Origin of the sequence: Brevundimonas sp. Bb-A (genome assembly GCF_009394735.1) — a bacterium.
GTDB lineage: Bacteria > Pseudomonadota > Alphaproteobacteria > Caulobacterales > Caulobacteraceae > Brevundimonas > Brevundimonas aurantiaca.
Genome location: NZ_CP045456.1, coordinates 2985660 through 3011151, shown reverse-complemented (window position 1 = coordinate 3011151; position 25492 = coordinate 2985660). Strand labels below are relative to the sequence as shown.

Sequence of the window (25492 nt, the reverse complement as noted above, 5' to 3'; positions counted from 1 at the left end):
AGACTTCCAAGGTTTTCCCGGCTGATGCCCGACACCCCGCTCCTCGACACCGTCAAGTTTCCCGCCGACATGCGGGGCTTCGACATCGCCCAGCTCAAGCAACTGGCGGAAGAAGTGCGGGCGGAAACCATCGACGCGGTTTCGGTCACGGGCGGCCACCTGGGCGCGGGCCTTGGGGTGGTCGAGCTGACCACGGCGCTTCACCATGTGTTCGAGACGCCGAAGGACATTCTGATCTGGGACGTCGGTCATCAGTGCTATCCGCACAAGATCCTGACCGGACGTCGCGACCGGATCCGCACCCTACGCCAGGGCGGCGGCCTGTCCGGCTTCACCAAGCGCAGCGAGAGCGAATACGATCCCTTCGGCGCCGCCCACGCCTCGACCTCGATCAGCGCCGCCCTCGGCTACGCCGCCGCGCGCGACCAGAAGGGCGAGAAGAACAAGGTGGTCGCCGTCATCGGCGACGGCTCCATGTCCGCCGGCATGGCCTATGAGGCGATGAACAATGCGGCCGAGGCCACCAGCGGCCAGCTGATGGTCATACTGAACGACAACGACATGTCGATCGCCCCGCCGGTGGGCGGCATGAGCGCCTATCTGGCTGGCCTAGTGTCCGGCGGCGCCTATCAGAACGTTCGCCGCCTGGGCCGTTCGTTCGCCCAGCACCTGCCGCGTCCGTTCCGCAACGCCGCCAAGAAGGCCGAGGAATACGCCCGTGGGATGGTGACGGGCGGCACATTCTTCGAAGAGCTGGGTTTCTACTATGTCGGCCCCATTGACGGCCACGACATGGAGAACCTGGTCCCGATCCTGAAGAAGGCGGCGGCGATCGAGGACCGGCCGGTTCTGGTCCATGTCGTGACGCAGAAGGGCAAGGGCTACGCCCCCGCCGAGAGCAGCGCCGACAAACTCCATGCCGTGGTCAAGTTCGACGTGGTCTCGGGCAAACAGACCAAGGCCGTCTCCAACGCGCCCAGCTACACCAAGGTGTTCGGGACCGAACTGATCAAACACGCCAAGGCCGATCCGTCGATCGTCGCCATCACCGCCGCCATGCCCTCGGGCACGGGGCTGGACCTGTTCGGCCAGGCCTTCCCCGACCGCACCTATGACGTCGGCATCGCCGAACAGCACGCCGTCACCTTCGCCGCCGGCCTGGCCGCCAACGGGATGAAGCCGGTCTGCGCCATCTATTCCACCTTCCTCCAGCGCGGCTACGACCAGGTGGTCCATGACGTGGCGATCCAGTCGCTGCCGGTGCGGTTCGCCATGGACCGGGCCGGACTGGTCGGCGCCGACGGGGCGACCCACGCCGGATCGTTCGACATCGGCTTCATGGGGGCCCTGCCTGGCATGGTGCTGATGGCCGCCGCAGACGAGGCCGAACTGGCGGGCATGATCTCGACCAGCCTGGCCATCGACGACCGCCCCAGCGCCTTCCGCTATCCGCGCGGCGACGGCGTGGGCGTGGAGATTCCGGAACTGGCCGCCCCGTTCGAGATCGGCCGCGGCCGGATCGTGCGCGAGGGGACCACCGTCGCCATCCTGTCCCTGGGCACCCGACTTCAGGAATCGCTGAAGGCGGCCGATCTGCTGGCGGCGCGGGGCGTGTCCGCCACCGTCGCCGACGCCCGCTTCGCCAAGCCGCTGGACGCCGATCTGATCCTGCGCCTGGCCCGCGAGCACGAGGCCCTGATCACGGTGGAGGAGGGGGCCATGGGCGGCTTCGGCGCCTTCGTCCTGCAACTTCTGGCGGAGAAGGGCGCTCTGGATCGCGGGCTGAAGATCCGCACCCTGAACCTGCCCGACGTCTTCCAGGACCAGGACACGCCGGCGGCGATGTACGCCCAGGCCGGGCTGAACGCCGACCATATCGCCGCCGCCGCCGTCCAGGCGCTGGGGCTTGCGGCGGCGCGGGCCGTTCGCGCCTGACGCCCGCGCCCGTGGCCGCCGGCATTCCAACCCGGCCGGCCGGGCCGGCCTTCCTCTTCGGCTACGCCGTCGCCTATATCGGCGGCTTCATCGGCGTGGCGCCCCTGCTTCAGGTGCTTGCGCCTCTCCACGCCGAGCTTATCGGCGGCGAGGCCAAAGGCCCCCTGCTCAGTCAGGCCCTGTTCTGGGGCTGTATGGCGGCCGGGGTCGGCAACATCATCGGCGGCGCCCTCAGCGACCGCACCCGGTCCAGGCACGGGCGCAGACGGCCTTGGATCATCATCGGCGCGGTGCTGACGATCGCCAGCTACGCCGGCCTTCATCGCGCATCGACACCCGTCGGCTTCGTTCTGGCGCTCGTCGGGTTTCAACTGGCGTTCAACATCCTGCTGGCGCCGCTCCTGGCCCTCTTCGCTGATCGGGTGCCGGAAAACCGGCGCAGCGCCATGTCGGCCGTCATGGGCATGGGCTATCCTCTGGCCGCCATGATCGGGTCGGTGGTCATGGCCTGGGGACCGCAGGGCGAGGCGGCGCGGCTGGCGGTCCTGGCCGCCGTCGTCGCGGCGGCCACCGTGCCCTTCGCCCTGCTGTCGCGCGAAGATCCGCCGCCGTCGGCGCAGGTCCGCCCGGTGTTTTCGCGCTTCTCCCTAGCGAGCCTGCTTAGGCCCTTTGCAACCCGCGACTTCAGCCTGGCCTGGTCCTATCGTTTCCTGGTCGTCACCGGCTATTCGCTGGTGGCCTTTTATCTGCTCTTCTACATCGCCGACGCCATCGGCTTTGCTCGGCTGTTCCCCGGCCGGACGGCTGAGGCGGGTCATTCCCTTGTCACCGCCATCGCCGTGGTCGGGGTGGTCGCGGTCAGCGCCGTGGTCGCCGTCAACGGGTCGCGTGTGACGCGGCGAAAGCCCCTGGGGGTGACGGGGGCGGTCCTGTTGACGATCGCAGCGGCCGTCATGGCGGCGACCCCGGACTGGACCCTGGTCCTGATCGCCTTCGCCCTCTATGGCCTGGGCCAAGGCTGCTACGGCGCCGTCGATATCGCCTTGATGACTGACGTCCTTCCCTCGGCTCAGGATCGGGGCAAGGATCTGGGGCTGATCAACCTGGCCGTGACCCTGCCCCAGGCGATCGCCCCCTTGATCGCCCTGGTCCTGTTGGAGCGGCTGGATCTGGGCTTGCGCAGCCTGTTCGTGGCCGCCGCCCTGTGTTTCTTGGGAGCTGCCCTTGCGGTGGCGGCGATCAGGCGGGTGCGGTGACGTCTTCCAACGGCCCCAGGCCCGTCTCAGTCCGCGCCAGACGATAGCGTTTCAGCGTCCGGTTCTCATACGGCTTGGCCAGGATGGTGGAGACGGTGCGCAGTTCGCCGACGGCCTGATCCCGCTCCAGGGTCAGCAGCACATAGCCCTTGGCCGACTGGTCGCAGAACTTGACCTCGGGATTGGCGGCTTGCAGCGCCAGGCCCAGGGGCAGGCCGCCGACATGGTCGCCGGGCGAGGGGCTGGAAATGGCCGAGGTTCCGAACTCGACCGCCCGGCGCTCTCCGCCGTTGTCATACAGTTCATTGACCCAGAAGGCGTGGCTGTCGCCGGCCAGGACGATGGGCTCGACCCCCGCCTGTTTCAGGGTCTCGTACAGACGCTCGCGTCCGGCCGGATAGCCGTCCCAGCTGTCCAGGTTGAACGGCAGGCCCAGTCTGAACAGCTGGATGGCGGTCTCGACCTGGGGGCGGACGTCGTCGGGCAGGCCGGAGACCATCTGGGCCAGCTGGGCGGGGGGCACCATCTGTTCGATGTTCGGCCCCTTGACCCGGGCCATAATGACCTGATTACCCAGGATCTGCCACGGCCGGCCGGCGGCCTTGGACTGGCGCATGGCCTCGCCCAGCCAGCGGCGCTGGGGCTCGCCCAGCAGATCGCGCGACGGGTCCTGGCGCTGGGCCTCGAAGGCGTCGAGGTCCGGCCGCCCGTCGGCGGTCTTGGGAATGTCGGCGAACTCCATCTGTTCGACGCGGGCCAGCAGCCGGGTCTCGACCATATGCAGGCTGGCCAGGTCGCCGAAGTGGAAGCTGCGGTTGATCGCCTCCTTCATGGTCCCGGCGCGAGCTTCGCGGATCGGCATCCATTCGAAATAGGCCCGTAGAGCCGCCGCCTTGCGCGCGGCGAAGTCGCCTTCGGTCGCGGGCTGATGGTTCTCGGCGCCTCGCATCCAGGTGTCGTTGGCGACCTCGTGGTCGTCCCAGACGCAGATGAAGGCGGCGCGGGCGTGGGCGGCCTGAAGGTCGGGATCGGTCTTGTACTGGGCGTGGCGCGTTCGATAGTCGGCCAGGCTGACGATCTCATGCGGCGGCAGGGGCGACCGGCCCAGCGGCGCACCGGTATTCATGCCGTAGTCGTTCGGAGCGGCGCCGTATTCATAGATGTAGTCGCCGAGGTGGACGACGGCGTCCAGTCGATCCAACTGGGAGATGGCCTCATAGGCGTTGAACAGGCCGCCCGGATACAGCTGGCACGACACCACGGCGAGGTTCACCTGGGGCGTGGCGCCCAGAGGAAGGGTGCGGACCCGACCGACGGGCGAGGTCACGCCGCGGGCGATGAATCGGTAGAAATACTCATGGCCGGGCTCCAGGCCGCGCCCATGCAGATCGTGTTTGACGGTGAAGTCGCGCTCGGCCCGGGCCGTCAGGTCGGCGGTGCGGCGCACCATGTCGGTGAATTCGGCGTCCTTGGCCACTTCCAGAACGACCGGGATTTCCCCGGCCGACGGATCGGCCGGGGTGACGCGGGTCCAGAAGACGGCCGAATGATGATCGGGATCGCCGCTCGCCACGCCGTGCAGGAAGGCGACCTGACCGCCATCGGCGGCCTGGGCGACGGCGGGCGTCGCCGCCCCCGCGCCCAACAGACCTAGAAGGCTGCGGCGATCCAGTTTCATCGTTCGATCCTTACAGCTTCAGCTTGAACACCAGACCATAGGCCGCCGGACGACCGGCGATGAAGGTCGGCATGCCCAGGGCGTCGCCGGTGTTGCCGGCGTCCTTGATGTACTTCTCGTCCAGGACGTTTTCGCCGAAGGCTTCGAGGCCCCAGTTTCCGCCTTCCGGCGTATAGCGGACCCGAATGTTCAGCAGGCCGTAGGCGTCCTGATATTCGTCCTGGATCAGGTCCGCGACGAAGTTCTGCGTTTGCAGGGCGGGGATGTCGTTGTCGTCGCTGAAGAAGACCTTGGACTGCCAGGTGTAGGTCGGCTCAACCTCGATCTCGCCGCCCGTCGTCGGCAGGCGCCAGGTCGCGCCGATCGAGGCGGCGTGGTCAGGCGACAGGCGGAACTGGTTGCCGTCGTAGATGCCGTTCTCGAAGCGCGAGTGGTTGTAGGCGTAGGTGGCGAACAGGTCCAAGGTCGAGGCCACGGCGAAGTTCGCCTGACCCTCGAAGCCGTAGGACTTGGCCTCGCCGGCGTTGGTGGTGATGAACTGCGTGCCTTGCTGAATCGTCGTTTGGAAGTTTTCGTAGTTGTACAGGAAGACCGCGCCGTCGACGCGCAGGCGGCCGTCCAGCAGGGCCGACTTGGCGCCGACCTCATAGCTGTCCACGGTTTCCGCATCGACCGGGGTGAAGCGCGCCGCGCCGCTGGGCGCGGACGGCCCCGAGGCGCTGATGACTTCCGGGCGACGACCGCGGGCGTAGTTGGCGTACAGATTGGTCTCGTCGGTCAGTTCATAGCGGGCCGTGAGGCGCCAGGTCAGGCCGTCGTCTTCCGAGTCGAAGTAGGAGAAGTCGCCGTTGTTGGTCGTCGGCTGGGCGGTCAGACCGAACAGCGGGAAGAGGCCGGCGGGCAGGACGGCGAAGCTCGGATTGGCCAGGGCCGCCAGGAAGCTGGGAACCTGGGCGGCGGGAACGGCGCCGGTCTGAAGACCCAGAAGAGCGCCCAGGGCTGAACGGCGCTCCACCGAACTGGCGTAGCCGGTGGTCTTGTCGTCGCGGGTGTAACGCAGGCCCGCCGACATCTCGAACCGGTCGGTGAAGGCGTAGGTGACGTCGCCGAAGACGTCATAGGAGGTCAGCTCCGACCGGTTGGTCGAGGTCTCGATATGGGCCGGGTCAAGATTGGCGGCGATCGGCGTGGCCAGGGCGCCCGCGCCCAGGGGCGTCAACAGGGCGGCCAGGGCGCCGCGCGCCACGGTGGGATAGGCGGCGAGCGGCAGGGTGCGGTCGCCGACCGTCGTCGGCGAACCGTCCAGCAGACCGGCCAGCTGGGCCAGGGCCAGGCGTTCGTCGAACTGGGCCGGGGTGCGCTGATAGCCTTCTTCGTGGAACCAGCCGGCGCCGACAAAGCCGGTCAGGCGACCGCCGTTGTCGAAGCCGAGGCGCAGATCCTGGCTCCATTGTTCGCCATGGGTCTCTTCCGCCGCCGTCAGGACGGGCAGGGAGACGCCGTCGGCGTCGAAGGTTTCGTAGTTGTCGAACTCACGATAGGCGGTGGTCGAATTCAGGGTCCAGGCGGCGTTCAGATTGATCCGGGCCAGACCGGTCACGCCCCAGACTTCACGATCCAGACCCAGGTCCTTGCCGCCGTCGAAGGCGCCGCCGCGCGTCAGGGCCGCGCCTTCCCAGGGCTCCTTGCCGCCCAGGACGGCGCCCGTGTCAGGGTCGGCCGGCGCATAGGCGATCGACTTGAACGAAGTGCCCGAGGCGTGGTCGTTCTGATAGTTGCCGATCACGTCGAAACGCAGGGCGTCCGACGGGGCCCAGGCGCCGGACAGGCGAACGGCCTTGGTTTCGATGCCGTTGAAATCGTCGCCGCCCCGCAGGTTCTCGACCGAACCGCCGCGGGTCTTCAGCCGGGTCGCCAGGCGTAGGCCGGCGGTCTCGCCGACCGGCAGGTTCAGCGCGCCTTCGACCATGCGATAGTCTTCATTGCCCGCCTCGATATTGGCGTAGGCTTCGGTCTGGCCGGGCTCGGCGCGGTTCTGCACCAGATTGACCGCCCCGATCAGGGCGCCGCGGCCGTACAGGGTCGATTGCGGGCCCTTGGCGACTTCGACGCGCGCCAGGTCGAACAGTTCGACATAGGAGCCGCGCGACTTGGAGATCGACACGCCGTCCTGGAACACCGAGACGCGGGGCTCGGCCGTGGCGGCGCCCGAGTCGGATGTGATGCCGCGCATCACGAAGCCGGGGTTGTTCGGCGACTGGTTCTGCACCAGGAAGCCCGGCACGAAGGCCGACAGCTGTTCGAACTCCTGGATGCCCAGGTCTTCCAAGAACTGGCCGGAATAGGCGGTCAGGGCGAACGGAACCTCGATGGTCTTCTGTTCGCGCAGCTGGGCCGTGACGACGATCTCGTCCAGATCCGTCGGTCCGGCCTCTTGGCTTTGCGCCTGAGCGGCCTGGGCCATGGCCAGGACGCCGCTCAGGGCGGCCGCGGCCATCAGCCGCGTCTTCAGTTCGTTCGCCATCTTTATCCCCAACTTGGCTGAATGGCGCTCAGTAGCGGGGGGCGATGTCGTATGGACGACGAAAGCGTGCCGTCTGCATGACGCTAGGCTTGAAGATTGACGACAAATCCGCCGTATGCGGAGGCTTTCACGCCGTTTGTCAGCCGCCGCGGCCCGCGGCGATGAAGGCGGCGATTGTCGGCCAGGTGTCGCCCCTGGGCCGCATGCTGTCGCAGGCGAAGCTTTTCAGGGCGCCGTAGATGCCGCCGGCCGGGGACGGCTCCCACGGCGTCTCCTCGGAATAGCGGTCGGTCTCCGCCCCGTCGGCCCCGATGGTCACATTCGTCGTCGTGCGCGACTGGCCGTCCGAACAGCGGATCGAAACTTCTTCGATCTCATGGCTTTGATCCGCCGCATCGCCCTGAGACGGCACGCGGGCGAAGCGGGCGGCGACCACGCCGTCCACGGCGTTCAACTGGTCCAGATCGACCAGATAGGCGATCCGATCCGTCGCCGAAAAACGGCTCCAGCTTTCGGCCGCAGCGGATTGGGCCGTCAGAGTCAGGCCGGCGATCAGTGCAAATGTGGCGATTCCGCGCATCATATCCTCCCCAAGAAGAGGCGATTTGATACCCGTGATCGTCCAATTTCAAGCGGCCGCGACGTCGCGTCAGGGGCGGACCCGTTCAGGCAGGGCCTCGACCTCCGCCTCGGTCAGGGAACGGGTGATGAAGGCGCGGCAGGTCCGGTTGCCCGGCGTGCCGCTGGGGACCAGAATCTGGACCGGATCGCCGACGCAGACGTTTTCGGACGCCCCGGCCGTGGGCGTGATGGCGATGGAGATCGCCGAATCCAGATCCCAGCAGCCGCCGCTGGTGTTGATCTGGAACACGTCGCCGCGCGCCGAGCGTACATAGAGGTCCCCCGGCCGCTCGGCCCGGAAGTTGCGGACCTGATCGGTGCGGAAACACCGCGCCGCCTCGGACCCGGTCTCGGCGAGGGTCTTCTGCGGGGCAGGGGCGGCGCAACCCGTCAGGGCGGCGCCGGTCAGCAGGCAGGCGAGGGCGGGGGCGATCGGCGTAAAGCGCATGGCGTATCCTTTCAGCTTGGCGCCAGGATACACGATCTCTCTCGTTAAGTCCGTCGGCAGGCGCGGTTCAGAAGCGATCCGGCGACACCCGTTCCGCCAGGCTTGCGGGGAGGGGCGAGGGCTGGCCGGCGATCAAGGCCGCGACATGTTCGCCCAGCAGGGGCGCGATGCAGAAGCCGCGCGATCCCAGGCCAGAGAGAATATAGACGCCGTCGCGCCTGCGACCTGCAACGGGCAGGCGGTCGCGGGTGGTGGCGCGCACGGCGACGCGCCGCCCGCCCTCTTCCGACAGTCGCGCGGCCAGTTGCGGCAGGCGGGCCTTCAATGTCTCAAGATTCTGGCGGCTGTCCGCGTCGCGCGGGGTCAGGTCCACGTCTCCGCGCGTGTGGGTCGCGCCGTACAGCAGGCCGGCGCCGGTGGGGGCGACATAGCCGCCCCAGGCCGCCCCTTCGACCGAGGCGCCGTCGCGCCAGTCCGCCTGACCCCGGACGGGCGACAGGGCGGCGCCGGTCTCCAGCAGGGCCTCGACCCCCCAGCCGGCCGCCGCCACGACGGCGTCGGCCGTAACGATGACCCGACCCTGGGCGTCCAGCAGGTCCCAACGGTCGCCCGCGCGCCGGATGCTTGCCACGGCGGCGGACAGGACGGGGGTCCCTTCCAGCCAGGCCTCCAGAATGGCGGCGGGGCGAACCACATGGGCGTCGGCCATCATCAGACCGCCGTCGGCCTGGGCCTCGCCCAGACGGTGTTCGGCCGCAGCGGCGTCGATCACCGTCATGGCCCCCTCGCGCCACACGGGCTGGTCGGCGATCTTGGCGAAGCGGGCCCGGTCTCTCTCCGCCCGGTCTCTCTCGGCCTGGGGCAGTTGCAGCACCCCTCGGCCCAGGACGGCGCCCGGCGTGGCGTCGTACAGATGTCGCGCCCGTTCCAGCGCCTGGGCGTAGAGGCCGGCGATGGCCGCGTCTCCCGCATCCAGGCGCGGCGTCGCCAGGCCGGCGGGGAAGCCCGAACCGCCTGCGCCCGGCCGGTCGGCCTCGATCACCACCGCCGTCAGCCCCGCGGCCGCCAGGGCGCGCGCGACCGAGGCGCCGGCTATGCCCGCCCCGACGATCGCGACCTGGGGTCGGTGTTCGGCCTGTGGCGGCCCCGGCCGTCGCGCCTCCAGCCGTTCGCGCTTGCGCCCATGCCCCGGCCGCTTGTCGACCACAAAGCCCCGCTCGCTCAATCCCCGTCGCACGGCGCCGGCGACCGTGAAGGTGGCGAGACGGGCGTCCGGCGCGGATTTCTCGGCGATCCGGTCCAGAACCTGCGGCGACCACATTTCGGGGTTCAAGGCGGGAGAGAAGCCGTCCAGGAACCAGGCGTCGGCGGTCCCGCTCCATTGATCCAGCGCCCAGCCTACGTCGCCGACGGCGAGATCAAGAACGGCGTCAAACCCCGGCAGATCGACCCGGTGGAAGCCGGGCGTCGCCTCCGGCCAGGCCTCAAGCAGGGCCTCGGCCGGCTCGGCCAGTTCCGGCCAGTTGCTCAGGGCGCGACGGGCTTCCTCGACGGCCAGGGGAAAACCCTCGACGGAGAAGACGTTCAGCCGTGCGCCCTCAGGCCGCGTCCGTCGCCACAGGTCCAGCAGGGCGGCGATGTTCAACCCCGTTCCGAACCCCAGTTCCGCCACGGTGAAGCCCTGACGGCCCGCCCAGGCCCCCGGCAGATCGCAGCCCTGCAGAAAGACCGCTCGGCTTTCCGCCAGACCGTCGTCGCGCGAGAAATAGACGTCGCCGAACCGGCCCGAGCGCGGCTCGCCCTCTTCGGTCCAGGTCAGTCGGGGGGAGGCGTCTTGGGAACTCATGGCGCGGCTGTACACCCGGACGGCCGCAACGAAAAAGGCCGCCCCGAACGGAGCGGCCTTTCAGACGGGGTCTGGACCTTAGTGGCCGGCGTCATGACCGGCGTCGTGCGCCGGCTCGGCCGGCTTGGCCGCTTCCGAATGGGCGGCGTCGACGGGCGGAGTTTCGGTCGGCGTCGTGGCCGCGTTCGCGGCGTCGGCGTCTTGGGCCGCCTCATTGGCGGCTGCGGCGGCTGCGGCGGCGGCCTGGTCCGCGGTCAGGGCGGCGTCGGCTGCGGTCCCGGCGGCTTCGACCGCGTCGCTGGCGGCCTCGTCGGCCTTTTCCTCGGGGGCCTTGGAACAGGCGGCGATGGCGAGGGCGGCGGCCGAGGCGGCGATGAGGGCGGTGATGCGCATGACAATCCTCCAGAAGGCGGTTCGCAAGGTTTGAGGCCTTGCCCGAAACGATAGCGCCGCCGCAAAGGCCGGGGCAAGCGGCGATCGCGACGGCGCAGATCAGGACGAAAACACCCCGGCCTGGGGCGTGTTCCGGTTCAGTCGTTCGACACGTTGTTCAGCGTTTCTTCCATCTCGCTGAAGGACGGCTGGAGGGAGGAGGGGATGTCGCCCCGGCCGATCTCGGCCGAGATCTGGGCCGCATTGCCGTGAAGGTGGGCCACCAGGACCGACTGGATGATCTTATAATAGGCCGCTTCTTCGTTGATGATGGCCGTCAGGCGCGCGGCGAACGGACCGACAAGACCATAGGCCAGGAACACGCCCATGAAGGTGCCGACCAGGGCCCCGCCGATCATGGTGCCCAGCACCTCGGGCGGTTCGGTGATCGAACCCATGGTCTTGATGACGCCCAGCACGGCGGCCACGATTCCGAGGGCGGGCAGGCCGTCGGCTAGGTTCTGCAGGGCGTGGGCGTTTTCCAGATGCTCGTGGTGGTGCTTCTCGAGCTGTTTTTCCATCGCGTCTTCGACCTGGTGCGGATCTTCCAGGTTCATCGTCATCATCCGCAGGGTGTCGCAGATGAAGTCGACGGCGAAGTGATCCTTCAGCACCTTGGGGTACTTTTGGAAAATCGTCGATTCCTTGGGCTTTTCGATGTGGCTTTCCAGGGCCACCACGCCCTTGGACTTCATCGTCTTGGTCAGCTGGAACAGCAGGGACAAGAGGTCCTTATAGTCCTGCTTCTTCCATTTCGGTCCGGCGAAGGTCTTGCCCAGGCCGCCCATCGACCCCTTGATCACGGGCAGGGAGTTGGAGATCAGGAAGGCGGCGATGCCGGCCCCCCCGATGGCCATCAGTTCGTGCGGGGCGGCGTGGATGATGACTTCGAACTTGCCGCCGGAGATGGCGTAGCTGCCGAAGACGAGGCCGAACAGCAGCACAATGCCGATGATCTGAAACATGGGGACGCGACATCCTAGACGGAGAGGCGTCGACCATGGCGGTTATTGATTAAGACGGCGTTTCGCCAAACGCCGTCCAGCCGCAGTCAAAGCCGGCCTTCACCGTTCAGAATGGCCGTGCGCGCCGCCGCCGTCAGCTTCTGATAGCCGCTCTTGCCGCCGCGCACATACAGGGACGCCCCGACCCTTTCGGGATCGAAACCGTCGGCCACAAGGTCGGACTTGCGATATTTGAAGGTGCCGGTGGTCTCGGCTGCCTCGATCATGCGCAGGAAGACGGGTTGGGCGTAGGCTGGCAGTTTGCCATTGATGTGGTCGGCGAAGGTCTTGGGATCGAACTTGCCTTCGATCACCAGGGCGGCCATCCCCGCCTTGCCTTCCTGGCCGGGCACGGGAATGCCGTAAACGATGGCTTCGGCCACGCCCGGCGCATCCATCAGAACCTGTTCGACCTCGGAGGTCGAGACATTCTCGCCCTTCCAGCGGAAGGTGTCGCCCATCCGATCGACGAAATAGAAATAGCCCTCGGCGTCCTGGCGCATCAGGTCGCCGGTGCGGAACCAGCGATCGCCCTTCTTGAACACGTCGGTCAGGATCTTCTTCTGAGAGGCGGCCTTGTCGGCATAGCCCGAGAAGTCGTGACGGATGTCGTTGCCGATCTCGCCGATCGCTTCGCCGATCTCGCCCACGCGGGCCAGGCGGCACAGGCCGTCGGGCCCCCGGACCGGCTGTTCGGTCTCGACGTCGCACTGAACCAGACGGATGTTGATCTGCTTCTTCAGATAGCTGGGGACGCGGCCGATGGCGCCCTGTTTTCCGTCGAAGTTGAACAGGGAGACATTGCCCTCGGTCGAGCCGTAGAACTCCAGCACCTCTGGAATGTTGAACCGGCTCTGGAACTCAGGCCAGACGTCGCCGCGCATGCCGTTGCCGAAGGCGAAGCGCAGCTTGTGCTTCTTCTCATAGGCCTGGGGCGGACAGTTCACCAGATAACGGCACAGTTCGCCGATATAGACGAACATGGTGGCGCCCGACGCCACGACGTCCGGCCAGAAGCTGCTGGCTGAAAACTTCTTGCGGATCACCAGGCGCGCGCCGTTCAGCAGGGCCGCGCCCACGCCCACCAGACCTCCGGTCGAATGGTAAAGCGGCAGGACGTTGAAGATGCGGTCCTTGGGGGTTGAACGGGTCGCCCCGGCGAAGGCGCGCATATAGGTGCGGGCGCGCGAATGCGGAATGCGGGCGGCCTTGGGCAGGCCGGTGGTGCCGGAGGTGTAGATGTAAAGGGCCGTGTCGCGGTTCGTCAGACCCTCGCGTCCGCTGCGGGCGGGGCGCACCGAAGAGCCGCCGCGCACCGGCTTGTCCAGGCCCCGGCGTTCGCTGTTCTCGTCCTCGTCGTCCAGGCCCAGAACCCACAGCATCAGATTGTGGCCGACCAGAGGGCGGGCGTCCTCGATCTGGCGCCAGCAGTCCTCGTCCGCGACGACCTGGAAGGCATTGGAAATGGTCAGGCAGTGGGCCAGGCCCTGGCCCGTCAGATTGGTGTTGATCAGGGCGGTGGCCACCCCGACCTTCGAAAAGCCGATCCAGGCCGCCAGATATTCGACCCGGTTGGTCATCATCAGGGCGATGGTGTCGCTGCGGCGCAGGCCCCGGCTCTTGGCCCAGTGGGCGAAGCGGTTCGCCATGGCGTCCAGGTCGCGATAGGTCAGGCTGCGGCGCTCGTCCTCGACGGCGATGTTGTCGGCGAACTTGTCGACGGCCTCTTCGAAGTCGTCGCACAGCAGGACGTCGCTATCCAGCTCGATCGGCTTGATGCGCTTGAGCAGACGGAACAGGCCCCGCGCGAACCTCACGTCCCTGCGAATATTCGCTACCAAACCCATGCTCGCCGATTCTCCGGTCTGTGCGTTTCCACCCGTCTTCGTGATGAACGAAGCCGGTCCGTCGGGTCAACCGTGTGGCGGTCAATCACCTGCGAAAGCGCCACGATTGCCGACGGGCGTGTCCCAATTGTTCGCGTGACGTGACGTAAATCTAGACCCAAAAACGCGACAGCGACCTTATGCGTCGCCGACCCTGATCCTCAGCGGGCCGGAAGGGCAGGGTATTCCAGGCGGCTCACGTCATAGCCCAGGGCGCGCGCGCGATCCGTCAGGGCCTTGATCTCGGCCGCGCTCGGCACGTCCCGCGTGTAGATGAAGAGGCGGTGGAAGGTGGGATCGGTGGAGATGAACCAGCTGTAGTCGTCGGCGCGGTCCAGCACCCAAAAGTCCCAGGTGACGAAGCCGTGCAGATAACGCACGCGCAGCTTGGCGTTCGTTCCGGGGTCCAGGATGCGTCCGTCGCCGCTGATCGCCTTCTCCCTGCCCTCCGGCGTGCCGATCTGACAGGTGTCGCGCACCGCGATCCGGTCGCCGCCCAGCGGGCGATAGGCCGAGGCGCCGGCGACGCAGCCGTCGGTCAGCCGGTCCGGCAGGCGCGCGACCTCATGCCAACGCCCGGACCAGAGTCGATCGATTTCGACCGTCTTCAGCGGCTGCGGAGCCCGATATTCGGACGGAGAGGGGGCGGTGACACAGGCGGCCAAGGCGCCGCAAAGACTCAGAGACAGGGCGAGGCGGGCGAGCGTTTTCATGATGGAAATCCCCTTTCGGCCATAAAGCCGCCACATGCGGCTCAGGTTCCGCCCAGGCTTGGCCGTTCGTCCGTCAGGTGCAAATCTCTCGACGGGCGACAGTATCATTCGCTTGCGACCCATTGCATGCTGGGCTTTCACGTCAGGGTTCGATGGAGACCTGACCTGGTGGACGCCGCCATTCTGACTGAACAGCCGACCCCGATCCGACCCTTGGCGATCAGCCCTTCGCGGCTGACCCATCTTCAGCGCCTGGAGGCCGAGAGCATCCATATCATGCGGGAGGTGGCGGCCGAGGCCGAGCGCCCGGTCATGCTGTATTCGATCGGCAAGGATTCGGCGGTGATGCTGCATCTGGCCAGGAAGGCCTTCTATCCGTCCAAACCGCCCTTCCCCCTGCTGCACGTCGACACGACCTGGAAGTTCCGCGCCATGTACGCCATGCGCGAACAGGCCGCCGCAGACCTGGGCGTCGAACTGCTGGTGCACCAGAACCCGGAAGCCCTCGCGCGCGGCATCAATCCGTTCGACCACGGCTCGGCCCTGCACACCGACCTGTGGAAGACCGAGGGACTGAAACAGGCTCTGACCCGGTACGGCTTCGACGCGGCCTTCGGCGGCGCCCGGCGCGACGAGGAGAAGTCGCGGGCCAAGGAGCGGATCTTCTCCTTCCGCACCGCTGAACACCGCTGGGATCCCAAGAACCAGCGGCCCGAGCTCTGGCGGCTTTACAACACCCGCAAACGGCCGGGCGAGAGCATCCGCGTCTTCCCCATCTCCAACTGGACCGAACTGGACGTCTGGCAATACATCCATCTGGAGAACATCCCCATCGTGCCTCTGTACCTCGCCGCTGAACGGCCGGTGGTGGAGCGCGACGGCGCCCTGATCATGGTCGATGACGACCGTTTCCGCCTGCGTCCCGGCGAGACGCCGCAGATGAAGTCCGTCCGTTTCCGCACCCTGGGCTGCTACCCCCTGACCGGGGCGGTCGAGAGCACGGCTGCGACCCTGCCCGAGGTGATTCAGGAAATGCTGCTGACCACCACATCCGAGCGCCAGGGCCGGATGATCGACCACGACCAGTCCGCCTCGATGGAGAAGAAGAAGCAGGAGGGCTATTTCTGATGGCTCACCAGTCCGACCTCATCGCCCGCGACATCGACGCCTATCTGGACGCCCACCAGCACAAGAGCCTGCTGCGCTTCATCACCTGCGGCAGCGTGGACGACGGCAAGTCCACCCTGATCGGCCGGCTGCTCTATGATTCCAAGATGATCTTCGAGGATCAGATGGCGGCGCTGGAGGCGGACAGCCGCCGCGTCGGCACCCAGGGCGGCGACATCGACTTCGCCCTTCTGGTCGACGGCCTGGCCGCCGAGCGCGAGCAGGGCATCACCATCGACGTCGCCTATCGCTTCTTCTCGACCGAAAAGCGCAAATTCATCGTCGCCGATACGCCGGGCCACGAGCAGTACACCCGCAACATGGTCACCGGCGCCTCGACCGCCGACGCGGCCGTCATCCTGATCGACGCCCGGCGCGGCGTCCTGACCCAGACGCGGCGGCACGCCTATCTGGTCAGCCTGCTGGGCATTCGCCATGTCATCCTGGCGGTGAACAAGATGGACCTGATGGGCTGGTCGCAGTCCGTGTTCGACGCCATCGTCGCCGACTTCTCCGCCTTCGCCGACCAGATCGGGCTGAAGCGCTTCGACGCCGTCCCGATGTCCGCCCTGCGCGGCGACAACATCACCGAAGCCAGCAATCATTCGCCCTGGTACGCCGGCCCGCCGCTGATGAGCCTCTTGGAAACGCTGGAGGTCGGGGACGATCTTCAGGCCGACCCCTTCCGCCTGCCGGTGCAATGGGTCAACCGGCCCAATCTCGACTTCCGCGGCTTCTCCGGCCAGATCGCCGCCGGGACCGTGCGTCCGGGCGATCCGGTGCGCGTCCTGCCGTCGGGAAAGACCTCCACCGTCGCCCGCATCGTCACCGCCGACGGCGACCTGGCCCAGGCGGTCGCCGGCCAGTCGATCACCCTGACCCTGGCCGACGAGATCGACGTCTCGCGCGGCGACGTCCTGGCCGGCGCCGACGCCCCGCCGGAGGCCGCCGACCAGTTCGAGGCCACGGTCGTCTGGATGGACGACGAACCCTTGCTGCCGGGGCGGCCTTACTTGCTGAAGATCGGCGCCAAGCTGGTCGGGGCGACCATCACCGAGCCCAAGCACAAGGTGAACGTCAACACCCTGGAGCAGCAGCCGGCCAAACGGCTTGAGCTGAACGAGATCGGCGTCTGCAACCTGTCGCTGGACGCCCCCGTCGCCTTCGCCCCCTACGCTCAGAACAAGGATCTGGGCGGCTTCATCCTGATCGACCGGATTTCGAACCGGACGGTCGGGGCGGGCCTGCTGCACTTCGCCCTGCGTCGCGCCCACAACATCCATTGGCAGGCCCTGTCGGTGGACAAGAGTTCGCGCGCGGCCATCAAGAACCAGAAGGGCAGGGTCATCTGGCTGACCGGCCTGTCCGGCGCCGGCAAGTCCACCATCGCCGACCTGGTCGAGAAGCGGCTGCACGCCGACGGTCGCCACACCTATCTGCTGGACGGCGACAACGTCCGCCACGGCCTGAACCGCGACCTTGGCTTCACCGAGGAGGACCGGGTCGAGAACATTCGCCGCGTCGCCGAGGTGTCGAAACTGATGGTGGACGCCGGGCTGATCGTCCTGGTCAGCTTCATCTCCCCCTTCCGCGCCGAACGCCGCATGGCCCGTGAGCTGCTGGGGCCGGGCGAGTTCGTCGAGGTCCATGTCGACACGCCCCTGGCCGTCGCCGAGCAACGCGACGTCAAGGGCCTCTACAAGAAGGCCCGCGCCGGCGAACTGAAGAATTTCACCGGCATCGACAGCCCCTATGAAGCGCCCGAGGCGCCCGAGATCGTCGTCGACACCACGACCATGTCGGCCGAAGATGCGGCGGAACGGATCGTGGCCTGGCTGGACGGCCGGTTCTCGACCGAGGACTTCAGCATCTGAGGCGGGACTGCATCGCCGGGAGGAGCCAATATGGAACTGATCATCGGCCCCCGGACCTATTCGACCTGGTCCCTGCGGGGGTGGCTGGTGATGAAGCGCACGGGCGCTGACTTCACCACCGTGGACGTCCGCTATGAGACCCAGGCCCAGAAGGCGGCGCTGCGTCAGGTCTCGCCGTCCGGCTTCGTCCCGGTGCTGAGGCACGGCGATACGCTCATCTGGGATACGCTGGCGATCGCGGAATGGGCGGCCGAGACCTATCCCGAGGCGCGGCTGTGGCCTGCGGACCCGATGGCCCGCGCCCTGGCCCGATCGGCGACGGCGGAGATGCATTCCGGTTTTTCGGCCCTGCGGACCTTTTGCGGCACGGGGCCGGACCGGCCCATGGTCGGCGAGGCCCGGTCCGAGACCCCGTCGGACCCGGCCCTGGACCGCGATCTGGCCCGGCTGGTCGATCTGTTTCGCCAGATGCGCGGCCGGTTCGGGCAGACGGGGCCCTGGCTGTTCGGCGACTGGTCGATCGCGGACGCCTTCTTCACCCCGGTCGCGGCGCGCATCCGACACTTCCAGATCGACCTCAGCGCCCATGGCGACGACGGCGCAGCCGCAACCTATGTCGCCGCCCTCCTGGCCCAACCGGCTTTCAGGCAGTGGGAGACTGAGGCCCTGGCTTAAGCGTTTCGCAACCTTGGCCGCAGACGGCCCGTTAAGATGACGTCGTTATCTTGATCCGGCGTGGGACCGCCCGTTCCACCCGGAGGACGAGATGCCGCTTCACACCCCCGCGCCGACCAAGGCCGCCGTTCAGATCAAGCCCTCGTCCGAAGGCCTCAGTCCGCTAGCCGGCTACGGCCTGGCGGCCCTGGTGGGAGCGGCCTTCTGGGCTCTTCTGCTGGCGGCGGTGTTCTGAAACCCTATTGGGCGCCGGCGATCGGGCTGGCCTGGGCCACCATCAGGGGCTGTTCCGCCGGCGGCGTATAGTCCAGGGCCAGCGGCACGAGCCGGGCGCCCGAAGCGACCGCATCCAGGGTCTTCAGCGGGCCGCCGAACAGACGCTGATAGATCCAATAGGCGGCGACGACCTTTTCCACATATTCGCGGGCCTGGGGCACGTCGATCGTCTCGATCAGCAGCAGGGGATCGGCGTCCGGCCCCAGTTTTCTCAGGGCCGCCAGCATCGGGCCAGGGCCGGCGTTGTAGGAGGCGACCGCGCGCAACAGATCGCCCTGGAAGGCCGGCAGGTTCAGCATCCGGCTGACATAGGCCTGACCCAGCCGCATATTGGTCGCCGGGACCAGAAGCTTGGTCGGGTCGGTCACGAAGGTGCGGTCGCCCGTCATCTCTGCCGCCGTCGTCGGCATGACCTGCATCAGCCCATAGGCGCCGGCGCCGGACCGGGCGTCGGGATTGAAGTCGGTCTCCTTGCGCGCCAGGGCGTAGACCAGGGCCTTCTCGATGACGAAGCCGCCCTCCGGCTCCAGCACCGGCATGGGGAAGCGGGTCGCGTCGATCCGGGCGACGTCGGCGCCGCTGCTGGGCATCATCACCCGCGCCAGGGCCATCCACATCCGCGCGGCGTCGCCCACCGCGGTGCGAAGCCCGGCGCGCAGCTCGTTCTCGCCCTCGGTGCGACGGCCGACCTCATAATAGGCGACGGTGCGCCGGGCGCGGGCGTCGCTCTGGACGAAGGCGTTCAGCTCATCGGCCCCGACGCGGCCGTCCTGGGGCACATAGACGGCGCGCTGCAGCCGGGGTTGGGCCTCATAGGGGCGGGGCCCCAGGTTTTCGATCGCCGGCTCTTCACCCAGCTGACGCAGGGCGATCTGGCCGTAGAAGGTCGCCGGCCACTGACCCGCCAGACGCAGATAGTCGTTGACCCGGTCCTGGCGGCCGGACTGGGAGGCCGCCCGGGCGGTCCAATAGGCGGCGCCGGCGCGGACCCACGGGTCTTCGGTCGGATCATTGGCGACGCGCTCAAAGGCGGCGAAGGCCTGATGGAACTGACCCAGCCGCCATTCGGCCAGGCCGACCGTCCACCAGTCGCCGATCTCGCGGCCGACGGCCGAGGCGCCGGTCAGGTCGTCGTTGTTGTATGCGACGCGCGCCGCCTTCATCGGATCGACGGCCGGTCCGCCCGAGACGGCGGCGACGACGCTGTTCCAGGTCCGTCCCAGAAGACCGCCCGGCTTGACCGGTTCCGGCGCCCCGTCGGGCCGACGCCGCATCGCCAGGGCGTAAACCCGGTCCGCACAGGGCAGGTCTGAATAGGATTCAAGCCAGGCCGTCAGCTCTTCATAGGTGGCGACATGGTCGGGGTGGAACAGGCTTTCGAACTCGACCTGACCCAGCAGGACGCGGTCCTGAGCCTGACGCGCCGACAGGCGGGCCGCCTCGATGTCGCCGCGCCGCAGGGCGTCGAAGGCGGTGGTGTAGGACAGGCGATCAGATGAACTCAGGGCCGTGGGGCGGACGGAACCGGAACTGACGTCAGCCATTCCCTCTGCAGGCGCCTCGGCCTGCACCGCGCCGGCGAAGGCGAGCGAAAGCACCAGAGTCGGGGCGATCAGCGCCCGGCGGAACATCAACATACGCGGCGGCCCCGTTGGCGTCGCCCTGCCCGTTCTCGTCAGGCGGGGATCGTGTGGCGTTGGTCGTCAAACGATCATGATGCCTTAAAGCGGCGGTAACCTCAACCTGCGCCGTCCAGCCGAGCCGAAAGCGCCAACAGATCGCCCCAGACCAGCCGCTTGGCCTGGGGCTGACGCAGAAGGAAGGCGGGGTGCAGGGTCGGCACGACCGGCGCGGACACGGCGCCCTCGTTCAGGCGCCACTCCCGCCACTGGCCGCGGATTTTCATGATGCCCTCCTCGGTCTGAAGCACCGACTTGGCCGAGGCCGCGCCCAGCAACAGCACCGCCCTGGGCTGCAACAGCGCAAAGGCGCGCTCGACGAAGGGGGCGCAGACGGCCTGCTCCTGCGGGGTCGGGGTGCGGTTGCCCGGCGGGCGCCAGAAGACGGTGTTGGTGATGAAGACCTTGCCGGTCAGACCCGCCGCCGCCAGCATTCGGTCCAGCAGCTTTCCGGCCTTGCCGACGAAGGGCTGGCCCATCCGGTCCTCTTCGGCGCCGGGACCTTCGCCGATGATCAGGACGGGCGCGTTCGGGTCGCCACGCCCGAAGACCGACTGGGTCGCCCCCATGGCGCGCAGCGGACAGCCTTCAAACGCCGCCACCGCCGCCGCCAGATCCTGGAGCGTGGCGGCCCCCGCCGCCAGATGTCTCGCCTCGGCGATCGCCTCGGCTGCGCCGGGTCCGGCAAGGGGCGCGGCCACCGAGGCCGTGGCCTTCTGCACCGCCTTCAGGGCGGGGGGCGGGGCCAGATGGGTGTGATCGACCGGCGCCTCGCCGTAGCAGGCGTCCACCCCCGCATCCCGCCAAAAGGCGAGCAGGCTTTCGATTGCAGCGATCTCGTGAGGTTGCGCGTTCATGTCTCAACACACCGATAAGCCTTGACCGCCCTCGCGTCACCTTCCGATAAGCGGCATAACCACACGAACAAGCAGGATTTCAGGGGAAGACATGGCCGAAGAAGCCATCGAGGGCGGCGCGGAAAACGCCCGCCAGGAAGCCATCATCGACAATCTGCCGCCGCTGGAGGCTCTTCAGGGCGTCGAGCGCGAGGTCATGGAGTATGACGTCGTCATCGTCGGCGGCGGCCCCGCCGGTCTGTCGGCGGCCATCCGTCTGAAACAGCGGGCGGAAAAGGACGGCAAGGAAATCAGCGTCGCCGTGCTGGAAAAGGGCGCCGAGGTCGGCGGCCACATCCTGTCGGGCGCGGTCATCGACCCCAAGGCGCTGAACGAACTCTTCCCCGACTGGAAGGAGCGCGGCGCCCCGCTGGAGACGCCGGTCACCCAGGACCGTTTCCTGCTGCTGGGCCCGCAAGGGTCTGCCGCCCTGCCGATGGGGCTGATGCCCCCCTTCATGCACAATGACGGCTGCTACATCGCCTCCCTGGGCAATGTGGCGCGCTGGCTGGGCGAACAGGCCGAGGCCCTGGGCGTCGAGGTCTATCCCGGCATGGCCGCCAGCCACGTCGTCTGGGAAGAAGAGACGGGTCGGGTGAAGGGCGTCGTCGCCGGCGTCTTCGGCATCGACCGCGAGGGCAAGCCGACCGGCGACTTCCAGCCGGGCATCGAACTGCACGGCAAATATGTCTTCATCGCCGAGGGCGTGCGCGGCTCCCTGGCCAAGACCATCATCGCCAAGCACAGGCTTCAGGACGGCAGGTCGCCTCAGAAATACGGCATCGGCCTGAAGGAGCTGTGGCAGGTGCCGGCGGATAAGCACCAGCCCGGCCTGGCCCAGCATACCACCGGCTGGCCGCTGGACGAGCACACCGGCGGCGGCAGCTTCCTGTACCATTTCGGCGACCGCTATGTGGCGATCGGCTATGTCGTCCACCTGAACTACAAGAACCCGCATCTGTCGCCGTTCGACGAGTTCCAGCGCTTCAAGCACCACCCGGCCATCGCCTCGCACCTGGAAGGCGGCACGCGCATCTCCTACGGCGCACGGGCCATCACCGAGGGCGGTCTTCAGTCCATTCCGAAGCTCAGCTTCCCCGGCGGCGTCCTGATCGGCTGCTCGGCCGGCTTTGTGAACGTGCCCCGCATCAAGGGCAGCCATAACGCCATGAAGACCGGCATGCTGGCCGCCGACGCCGCCTATGACGCGGTTCAGGCCGGACGCGGCGGCGACGAACTGGTCGAGTATGAGGCCGCCTTCAAGAAGAGCTGGGTCTATAAGGAGCTGTCGGTCGTCCGGAACGCCAAGCCCCTGCTGTCGAAGTTCGGCACCACCCTGGGCGGGGCTCTGGGCATGTTCGACATGTGGTGCCGCACCCTGCTGGGCGGCTGGTCGCCGATCCCGACCCTGCAACACGGCAAGACCGACGCCGCCTCGACCGAGCCGGCGGCCAATCACAAGCCGATCGCCTATCCCAAGCCGGACGGCAAACTGTCGTTCGACAAGCTGTCGTCGGTCTTCATCTCCAACACCAACCATGCGGAAGAGCAGCCGGCCCACCTGAAACTGCTGGACCCGTCCAAGCCGATCCAGGTCAACCTGCCCAAATACGGCGAACCGGCCCGTCTCTACTGCCCGGCGGGGGTGTACGAGGTCGTCTATGCGGACGAGGTCGCCAAGACCGATCCCCGTTTCGTCATCAACGCCCAGAACTGCGTCCACTGCAAAACCTGCGACATCAAGGATCCGTCGCAGAACATCGTCTGGACCACGCCCGAGGGCGGCGGCGGCCCGAACTATCCGAACATGTGAGGCAATCCCGGCGCTGGGGTCATAGCCAGCGCCGGATCGTCTCCATGACGACAGCCAGTCGCGCCTCGTCCAACGCCCCGATCCGTTCCGCCGCCGACGCTTCAATGGTGGCGATCTTGGAGGGGCGCACGACCGAGGGGGCGGGCAGGCCGGATTCGCCATAACGGTTACCCAGGTCCAGATCATCGGGCCAGCGCCGGTTGGCGGCGCTGGTGATCATCACCACCCAGATCAAGGCGGCCTGATCCCCGATCCCGCCTGCGGACACCACCAATCCTGGCCGATGCTGGCGGGTGTTGCGGTCGGTATAGGGAAAGGGGATGCGGACGACGTCGCCGCGCTTAAAGGTCGGCATAGGCTTTGCGGTCTGCTTCGCCGTCCCATTCCTCGAAGGTCGCAAAGGGGTCGTCGGCGACCGGTTTGCGGGCCTTTTTCAACAGAACCCGATTCCCCTCGATCTCGTAGATCAGCTCGTCGCCGTCCTGCAGTTTCAGAGCGGCGCGCACGGGCTGGGGAATGGTCGTCTGGGCTTTGGACGTCAGGCGGCTGGTGATCATCATCGCCTCCGTAAGGATTATCCTTACGGTACGCCCTTATCGGCCGTCGTCAACCATCCGCCCACTTGCAGGGGCAGAGGAAAGCGTGAAGGGTCGGCGCATGATCGCCTCCCATTCGCGCCTGTTCGCCGCCTCCCTGACCGTCCTCGCACTGGCCATAGCCCAGGGGGCGGTAGCGCAGGAGACAAGGCCGGCGTCGCCGTCCGTCAATCCGTCCCAGGACCATCCGCCCGCCATAATCCTCGAGCCGGGTCAGACGCCTGAAGCCGCGCCCGCCGAAGACGAACCCGAGGACGGCGCGCCCCAGGAAAAGACGCCCGGCGGCGATCCGGCGATCGACGTCGCGGGCGATGACGAACCGGCCGCCCCGCCCATCCCCGAAATCTGGTCGCCGATTCCGACCGACGCCCAGGGCCGCAGCGCCTATGGCCTGTATCTCGCCGGAAAACTGGCCCTGATGACGGGAGAGGGCGAACGCGGCGCCGATCTTCTGGCCCAGGCCGAGGCCCTGACGCCGGAACAGCCGCGCCTGCGCGAACAGGCCTTCACCTCGGCCCTGCTCAGCGGCGATCTGGACGTGGCGGCCCGGCTGGCGCCGACCGCCGACGCCTCGCCGGCCTTCACCGAGGGCGGGCGTCTGATCGCAGCGGTCCAGACCTTCGTGCACGGCGACGCCCGCGCCGCCGACGCCGCATTGGCCGCCCGGTCCATCGCCGCCCCGCACGCCCGCGCCGGGCTGATGGTCGCGCCCTGGATCGCGGGGGCGGCCGGCGACTGGACCCGCGCCCTGGCCGCGCCTCCGGCCCAGGGCGATCCCGTCACCCTGGCCTTTGCGCGTCAGAACCGCGCCCTTCTCTTGGAAAAGCGTCGCAAATACGCTGAGGCGGAGGCCGAGCTGAAGGCCCTGTCCGATCTGCCGACCCTGGGCGCCCTGTTCCACCGGCCCTATGGCGAGTTTCTGGAGCGGCGCGGCAAGCGGGATCAGGCCCTGGCCGTCTATCAGGCGGCGATGCAGGGACAGACCGATCTGGCGACCGCCCGCGCCCTGGCGCGCCTCCAGGCCGGCGATCCGCCTCCGCCCGCTCCGAACTTCCGCCAGGGCGCGGCCCAGGCCCTGGCCACGGCCGCCGCCCAGGCCGTGGCCGAACGCGGCAATGAGTTTGCGGTGGTCTATCTGCGCCTTGCGCTGAACCTGCACGAGGACGCGGCGACCCAGATTCAGCTGGCCCAGGTGCTGGACCGGGTGGGGCTGAAGGCGGCCGCCCGCACCGCCCTGTCGCGCGTCGGGCCGGAGGACCCGGTTCTCTACGCCAGCGCCCGCGCCCAGCTGGCGATCAATCTGGAGGAGGACGGCCAGTCCGAGGCCGCCCTGACCGAACTGCGCGCCGCCGCCGCCGCCCAGCCGGACGATCCGCGCATCGCCCTGGTCCTGGCGGGCCAGCTGATCCAGGCGCAACAGTTCGAGGCGGCCCTGACCCTGTTGAACGGTCCCTTGCTGAACACGGCGGACCAGGGCGCCCACATCCACTTCCTGCGCGGCGCGGCGCTGGAATCGCTGGACCGCATCCCCGAGGCCGAGGCCGAACTGTGGGCCGCGCATCAGGCAGACCCGAACAACGCCGACGTGCTGAACTATCTCGGCTATCTGTGGGTGGATCGGGGCCTGCGTGTCGATCAGGGCGCCGGCCTGTTGGCCCAGGCCCACGCCGCTGCGCCCGACAACGGCAATATTCAGGACTCCCTGGGCTGGGCCCAGTTCAAGCAGGGCTATTACGACACCGCCGTCGTCACCCTGGAGCAGGCGGTCGAGAAGGAACCGGCCAACGCCGAAATCAACGACCACCTGGGCGACGCCTATTGGAAGGTGGGACGTCGGCGCGAGGCGGTCTGGCTGTGGAACCGCGTCCTGAGCCTGGACCCGGAGCCCGAACGCAAGGTCGAGGTCGAACGCAAGATCGCCAACGGCCTGGACGACGCCGGCCCCGCGACCGGCGTGCCGCAATAGGGGGCGCGCCACCGCACGCTCAGCCCCCGCGCTGCCACACCCACGCCCGTCATCCTCGCCCTTGTGGGGGGGATCCAGACTCCCGGTGTGTCCGCAGACGTGCGCCCGCTCGAACACCGGGAGTCTGGATCCTAGGGACAAGCGCTAGGATGACGACCGGGAAGGGAGAGGGGCGCCGTATTCCCCGTTCCGACCCAGCCCCCAAGT

21 protein-coding genes are annotated in these 25492 nt (G+C 67.9%); 8 read left to right on the top strand and 13 right to left on the bottom strand.

Annotation, left to right across the window (positions count from 1 at the left end; translation table 11 throughout):
• Window positions 1–24 precede the first annotated feature (24 nt).
• Together dxs and BSP_RS14805 are read left to right on the top strand one after the other, a co-directional pair.
• On the top strand, window positions 25–1935 hold the full coding sequence (dxs, locus tag BSP_RS14810; protein ID WP_370513362.1) for a 1-deoxy-D-xylulose-5-phosphate synthase: 1911 nt from the start codon (window positions 25–27) through the stop codon (window positions 1933–1935).
• 11 nt (window positions 1936–1946) lie between these two features.
• Entirely contained in the window at window positions 1947–3191 is a 1245-nt protein-coding gene (locus BSP_RS14805; RefSeq protein ID WP_152950841.1) for an MFS transporter, read from the top strand.
• On the opposite strand, the gene BSP_RS14800 is transcribed toward BSP_RS14805, so the two are convergent.
• The 9 genes from BSP_RS14800 to BSP_RS14760 all read right to left on the bottom strand — a co-directional run bounded on the left by BSP_RS14800 (window position 3175) and on the right by BSP_RS14760 (window position 14343).
• Window positions 3175–4869 carry an alkaline phosphatase gene (locus BSP_RS14800; RefSeq protein ID WP_152950840.1) on the bottom strand — a complete coding sequence of 565 codons (1695 nt, stop codon included), beginning with the start codon at window positions 4867–4869 and terminating at the stop codon, window positions 3175–3177. The genes BSP_RS14805 and BSP_RS14800 overlap by 17 nt on opposite strands.
• A gap of 10 nt (window positions 4870–4879) precedes the next feature.
• A complete protein-coding gene (locus BSP_RS14795; protein ID WP_152950839.1) occupies window positions 4880–7393 on the bottom strand; it encodes a TonB-dependent receptor in 2514 nt (837 codons plus the stop codon).
• A 139-nt stretch (window positions 7394–7532) separates the two neighbouring features.
• A complete protein-coding gene (locus BSP_RS14790) occupies window positions 7533–7976 on the bottom strand; it encodes a hypothetical protein (RefSeq protein ID WP_227975982.1) in 444 nt (147 codons plus the stop codon).
• A 66-nt stretch (window positions 7977–8042) separates the two neighbouring features.
• The gene (locus BSP_RS14785; RefSeq protein WP_152950838.1) at window positions 8043–8462 is read right to left on the bottom strand and encodes a DUF6491 family protein; all 420 of its coding nucleotides are present in this window, start codon (window positions 8460–8462) and stop codon (window positions 8043–8045) included.
• 67 nt (window positions 8463–8529) lie between these two features.
• Window positions 8530–10308, bottom strand: a complete 1779-nt coding sequence (gene mnmD / locus BSP_RS14780) for a tRNA (5-methylaminomethyl-2-thiouridine)(34)-methyltransferase MnmD (RefSeq protein ID WP_152950837.1) — start codon at window positions 10306–10308, stop codon at window positions 8530–8532.
• A 78-nt stretch (window positions 10309–10386) separates the two neighbouring features.
• Window positions 10387–10701, bottom strand: coding sequence for a hypothetical protein (locus BSP_RS14775; RefSeq protein WP_152950836.1), 315 nt, complete (start codon window positions 10699–10701; stop codon window positions 10387–10389).
• Window positions 10702–10838: 137 nt separating this feature from the next.
• Complete coding sequence (gene motA, locus BSP_RS14770) at window positions 10839–11705, bottom strand: flagellar motor stator protein MotA (RefSeq protein ID WP_054766474.1); 867 nt, start codon at window positions 11703–11705, stop codon at window positions 10839–10841.
• An 86-nt stretch (window positions 11706–11791) separates the two neighbouring features.
• Entirely contained in the window at window positions 11792–13591 is a 1800-nt protein-coding gene (locus BSP_RS14765) for a long-chain-acyl-CoA synthetase (RefSeq protein ID WP_152950835.1), read from the bottom strand.
• Window positions 13592–13791: 200 nt separating this feature from the next.
• Window positions 13792–14343 carry a lipocalin family protein gene (locus BSP_RS14760; protein ID WP_152950834.1) on the bottom strand — a complete coding sequence of 184 codons (552 nt, stop codon included), beginning with the start codon at window positions 14341–14343 and terminating at the stop codon, window positions 13792–13794.
• Between the two features lie 168 nt (window positions 14344–14511).
• Between BSP_RS14760 and cysD the strand changes: the two genes are divergently transcribed.
• From cysD to BSP_RS14740, 4 genes are all read left to right on the top strand, one after another.
• Complete coding sequence (gene cysD, locus BSP_RS14755) at window positions 14512–15471, top strand: sulfate adenylyltransferase subunit CysD (RefSeq protein ID WP_194166976.1); 960 nt, start codon at window positions 14512–14514, stop codon at window positions 15469–15471.
• The gene (gene cysN / locus BSP_RS14750; RefSeq protein WP_152950833.1) at window positions 15471–17384 is read left to right on the top strand and encodes a sulfate adenylyltransferase subunit CysN; all 1914 of its coding nucleotides are present in this window, start codon (window positions 15471–15473) and stop codon (window positions 17382–17384) included. The genes cysD and cysN overlap by 1 nt, the downstream gene beginning before the upstream one ends.
• Before the next feature lie 30 nt (window positions 17385–17414).
• Window positions 17415–18059, top strand: a complete 645-nt coding sequence (locus BSP_RS14745) for a glutathione S-transferase (RefSeq protein WP_152950832.1) — start codon at window positions 17415–17417, stop codon at window positions 18057–18059.
• A 91-nt stretch (window positions 18060–18150) separates the two neighbouring features.
• Window positions 18151–18294, top strand: a complete 144-nt coding sequence (locus tag BSP_RS14740) for a hypothetical protein (protein WP_152950831.1) — start codon at window positions 18151–18153, stop codon at window positions 18292–18294.
• 4 nt (window positions 18295–18298) lie between these two features.
• Here BSP_RS14740 and BSP_RS14735 read toward each other — a convergent pair whose 3' ends face one another.
• The gene (locus BSP_RS14735; protein ID WP_152950830.1) at window positions 18299–19972 is read right to left on the bottom strand and encodes a lytic transglycosylase domain-containing protein; all 1674 of its coding nucleotides are present in this window, start codon (window positions 19970–19972) and stop codon (window positions 18299–18301) included.
• A 101-nt stretch (window positions 19973–20073) separates the two neighbouring features.
• Window positions 20074–20871 carry a uracil-DNA glycosylase family protein gene (locus tag BSP_RS14730; protein ID WP_152950829.1) on the bottom strand — a complete coding sequence of 266 codons (798 nt, stop codon included), beginning with the start codon at window positions 20869–20871 and terminating at the stop codon, window positions 20074–20076.
• A gap of 196 nt (window positions 20872–21067) precedes the next feature.
• On the opposite strand from BSP_RS14730, the gene BSP_RS14725 reads away from it, so the two are divergent.
• Complete coding sequence (locus tag BSP_RS14725; RefSeq protein WP_194167034.1) at window positions 21068–22723, top strand: electron transfer flavoprotein-ubiquinone oxidoreductase; 1656 nt, start codon at window positions 21068–21070, stop codon at window positions 22721–22723.
• 19 nt (window positions 22724–22742) lie between these two features.
• Here BSP_RS14725 and BSP_RS14720 read toward each other — a convergent pair whose 3' ends face one another.
• Both BSP_RS14720 and BSP_RS14715 read right to left on the bottom strand, forming a co-directional pair.
• Window positions 22743–23078: a type II toxin-antitoxin system PemK/MazF family toxin gene (locus BSP_RS14720; protein ID WP_152950827.1), complete on the bottom strand. Its 336-nt coding sequence runs from the start codon at window positions 23076–23078 to the stop codon at window positions 22743–22745.
• Window positions 23065–23283 carry a type II toxin-antitoxin system PrlF family antitoxin gene (locus tag BSP_RS14715; protein WP_227975981.1) on the bottom strand — a complete coding sequence of 73 codons (219 nt, stop codon included), beginning with the start codon at window positions 23281–23283 and terminating at the stop codon, window positions 23065–23067. The genes BSP_RS14720 and BSP_RS14715 overlap by 14 nt, the downstream gene beginning before the upstream one ends.
• Window positions 23284–23380: 97 nt before the next feature.
• Here BSP_RS14715 and BSP_RS14710 point away from each other — a divergent pair, with 97 nt between their 5' ends.
• A complete protein-coding gene (locus BSP_RS14710) occupies window positions 23381–25285 on the top strand; it encodes a tetratricopeptide repeat protein (protein ID WP_152950826.1) in 1905 nt (634 codons plus the stop codon).
• The last annotated feature ends 207 nt before the right edge of the window (window positions 25286–25492 follow it).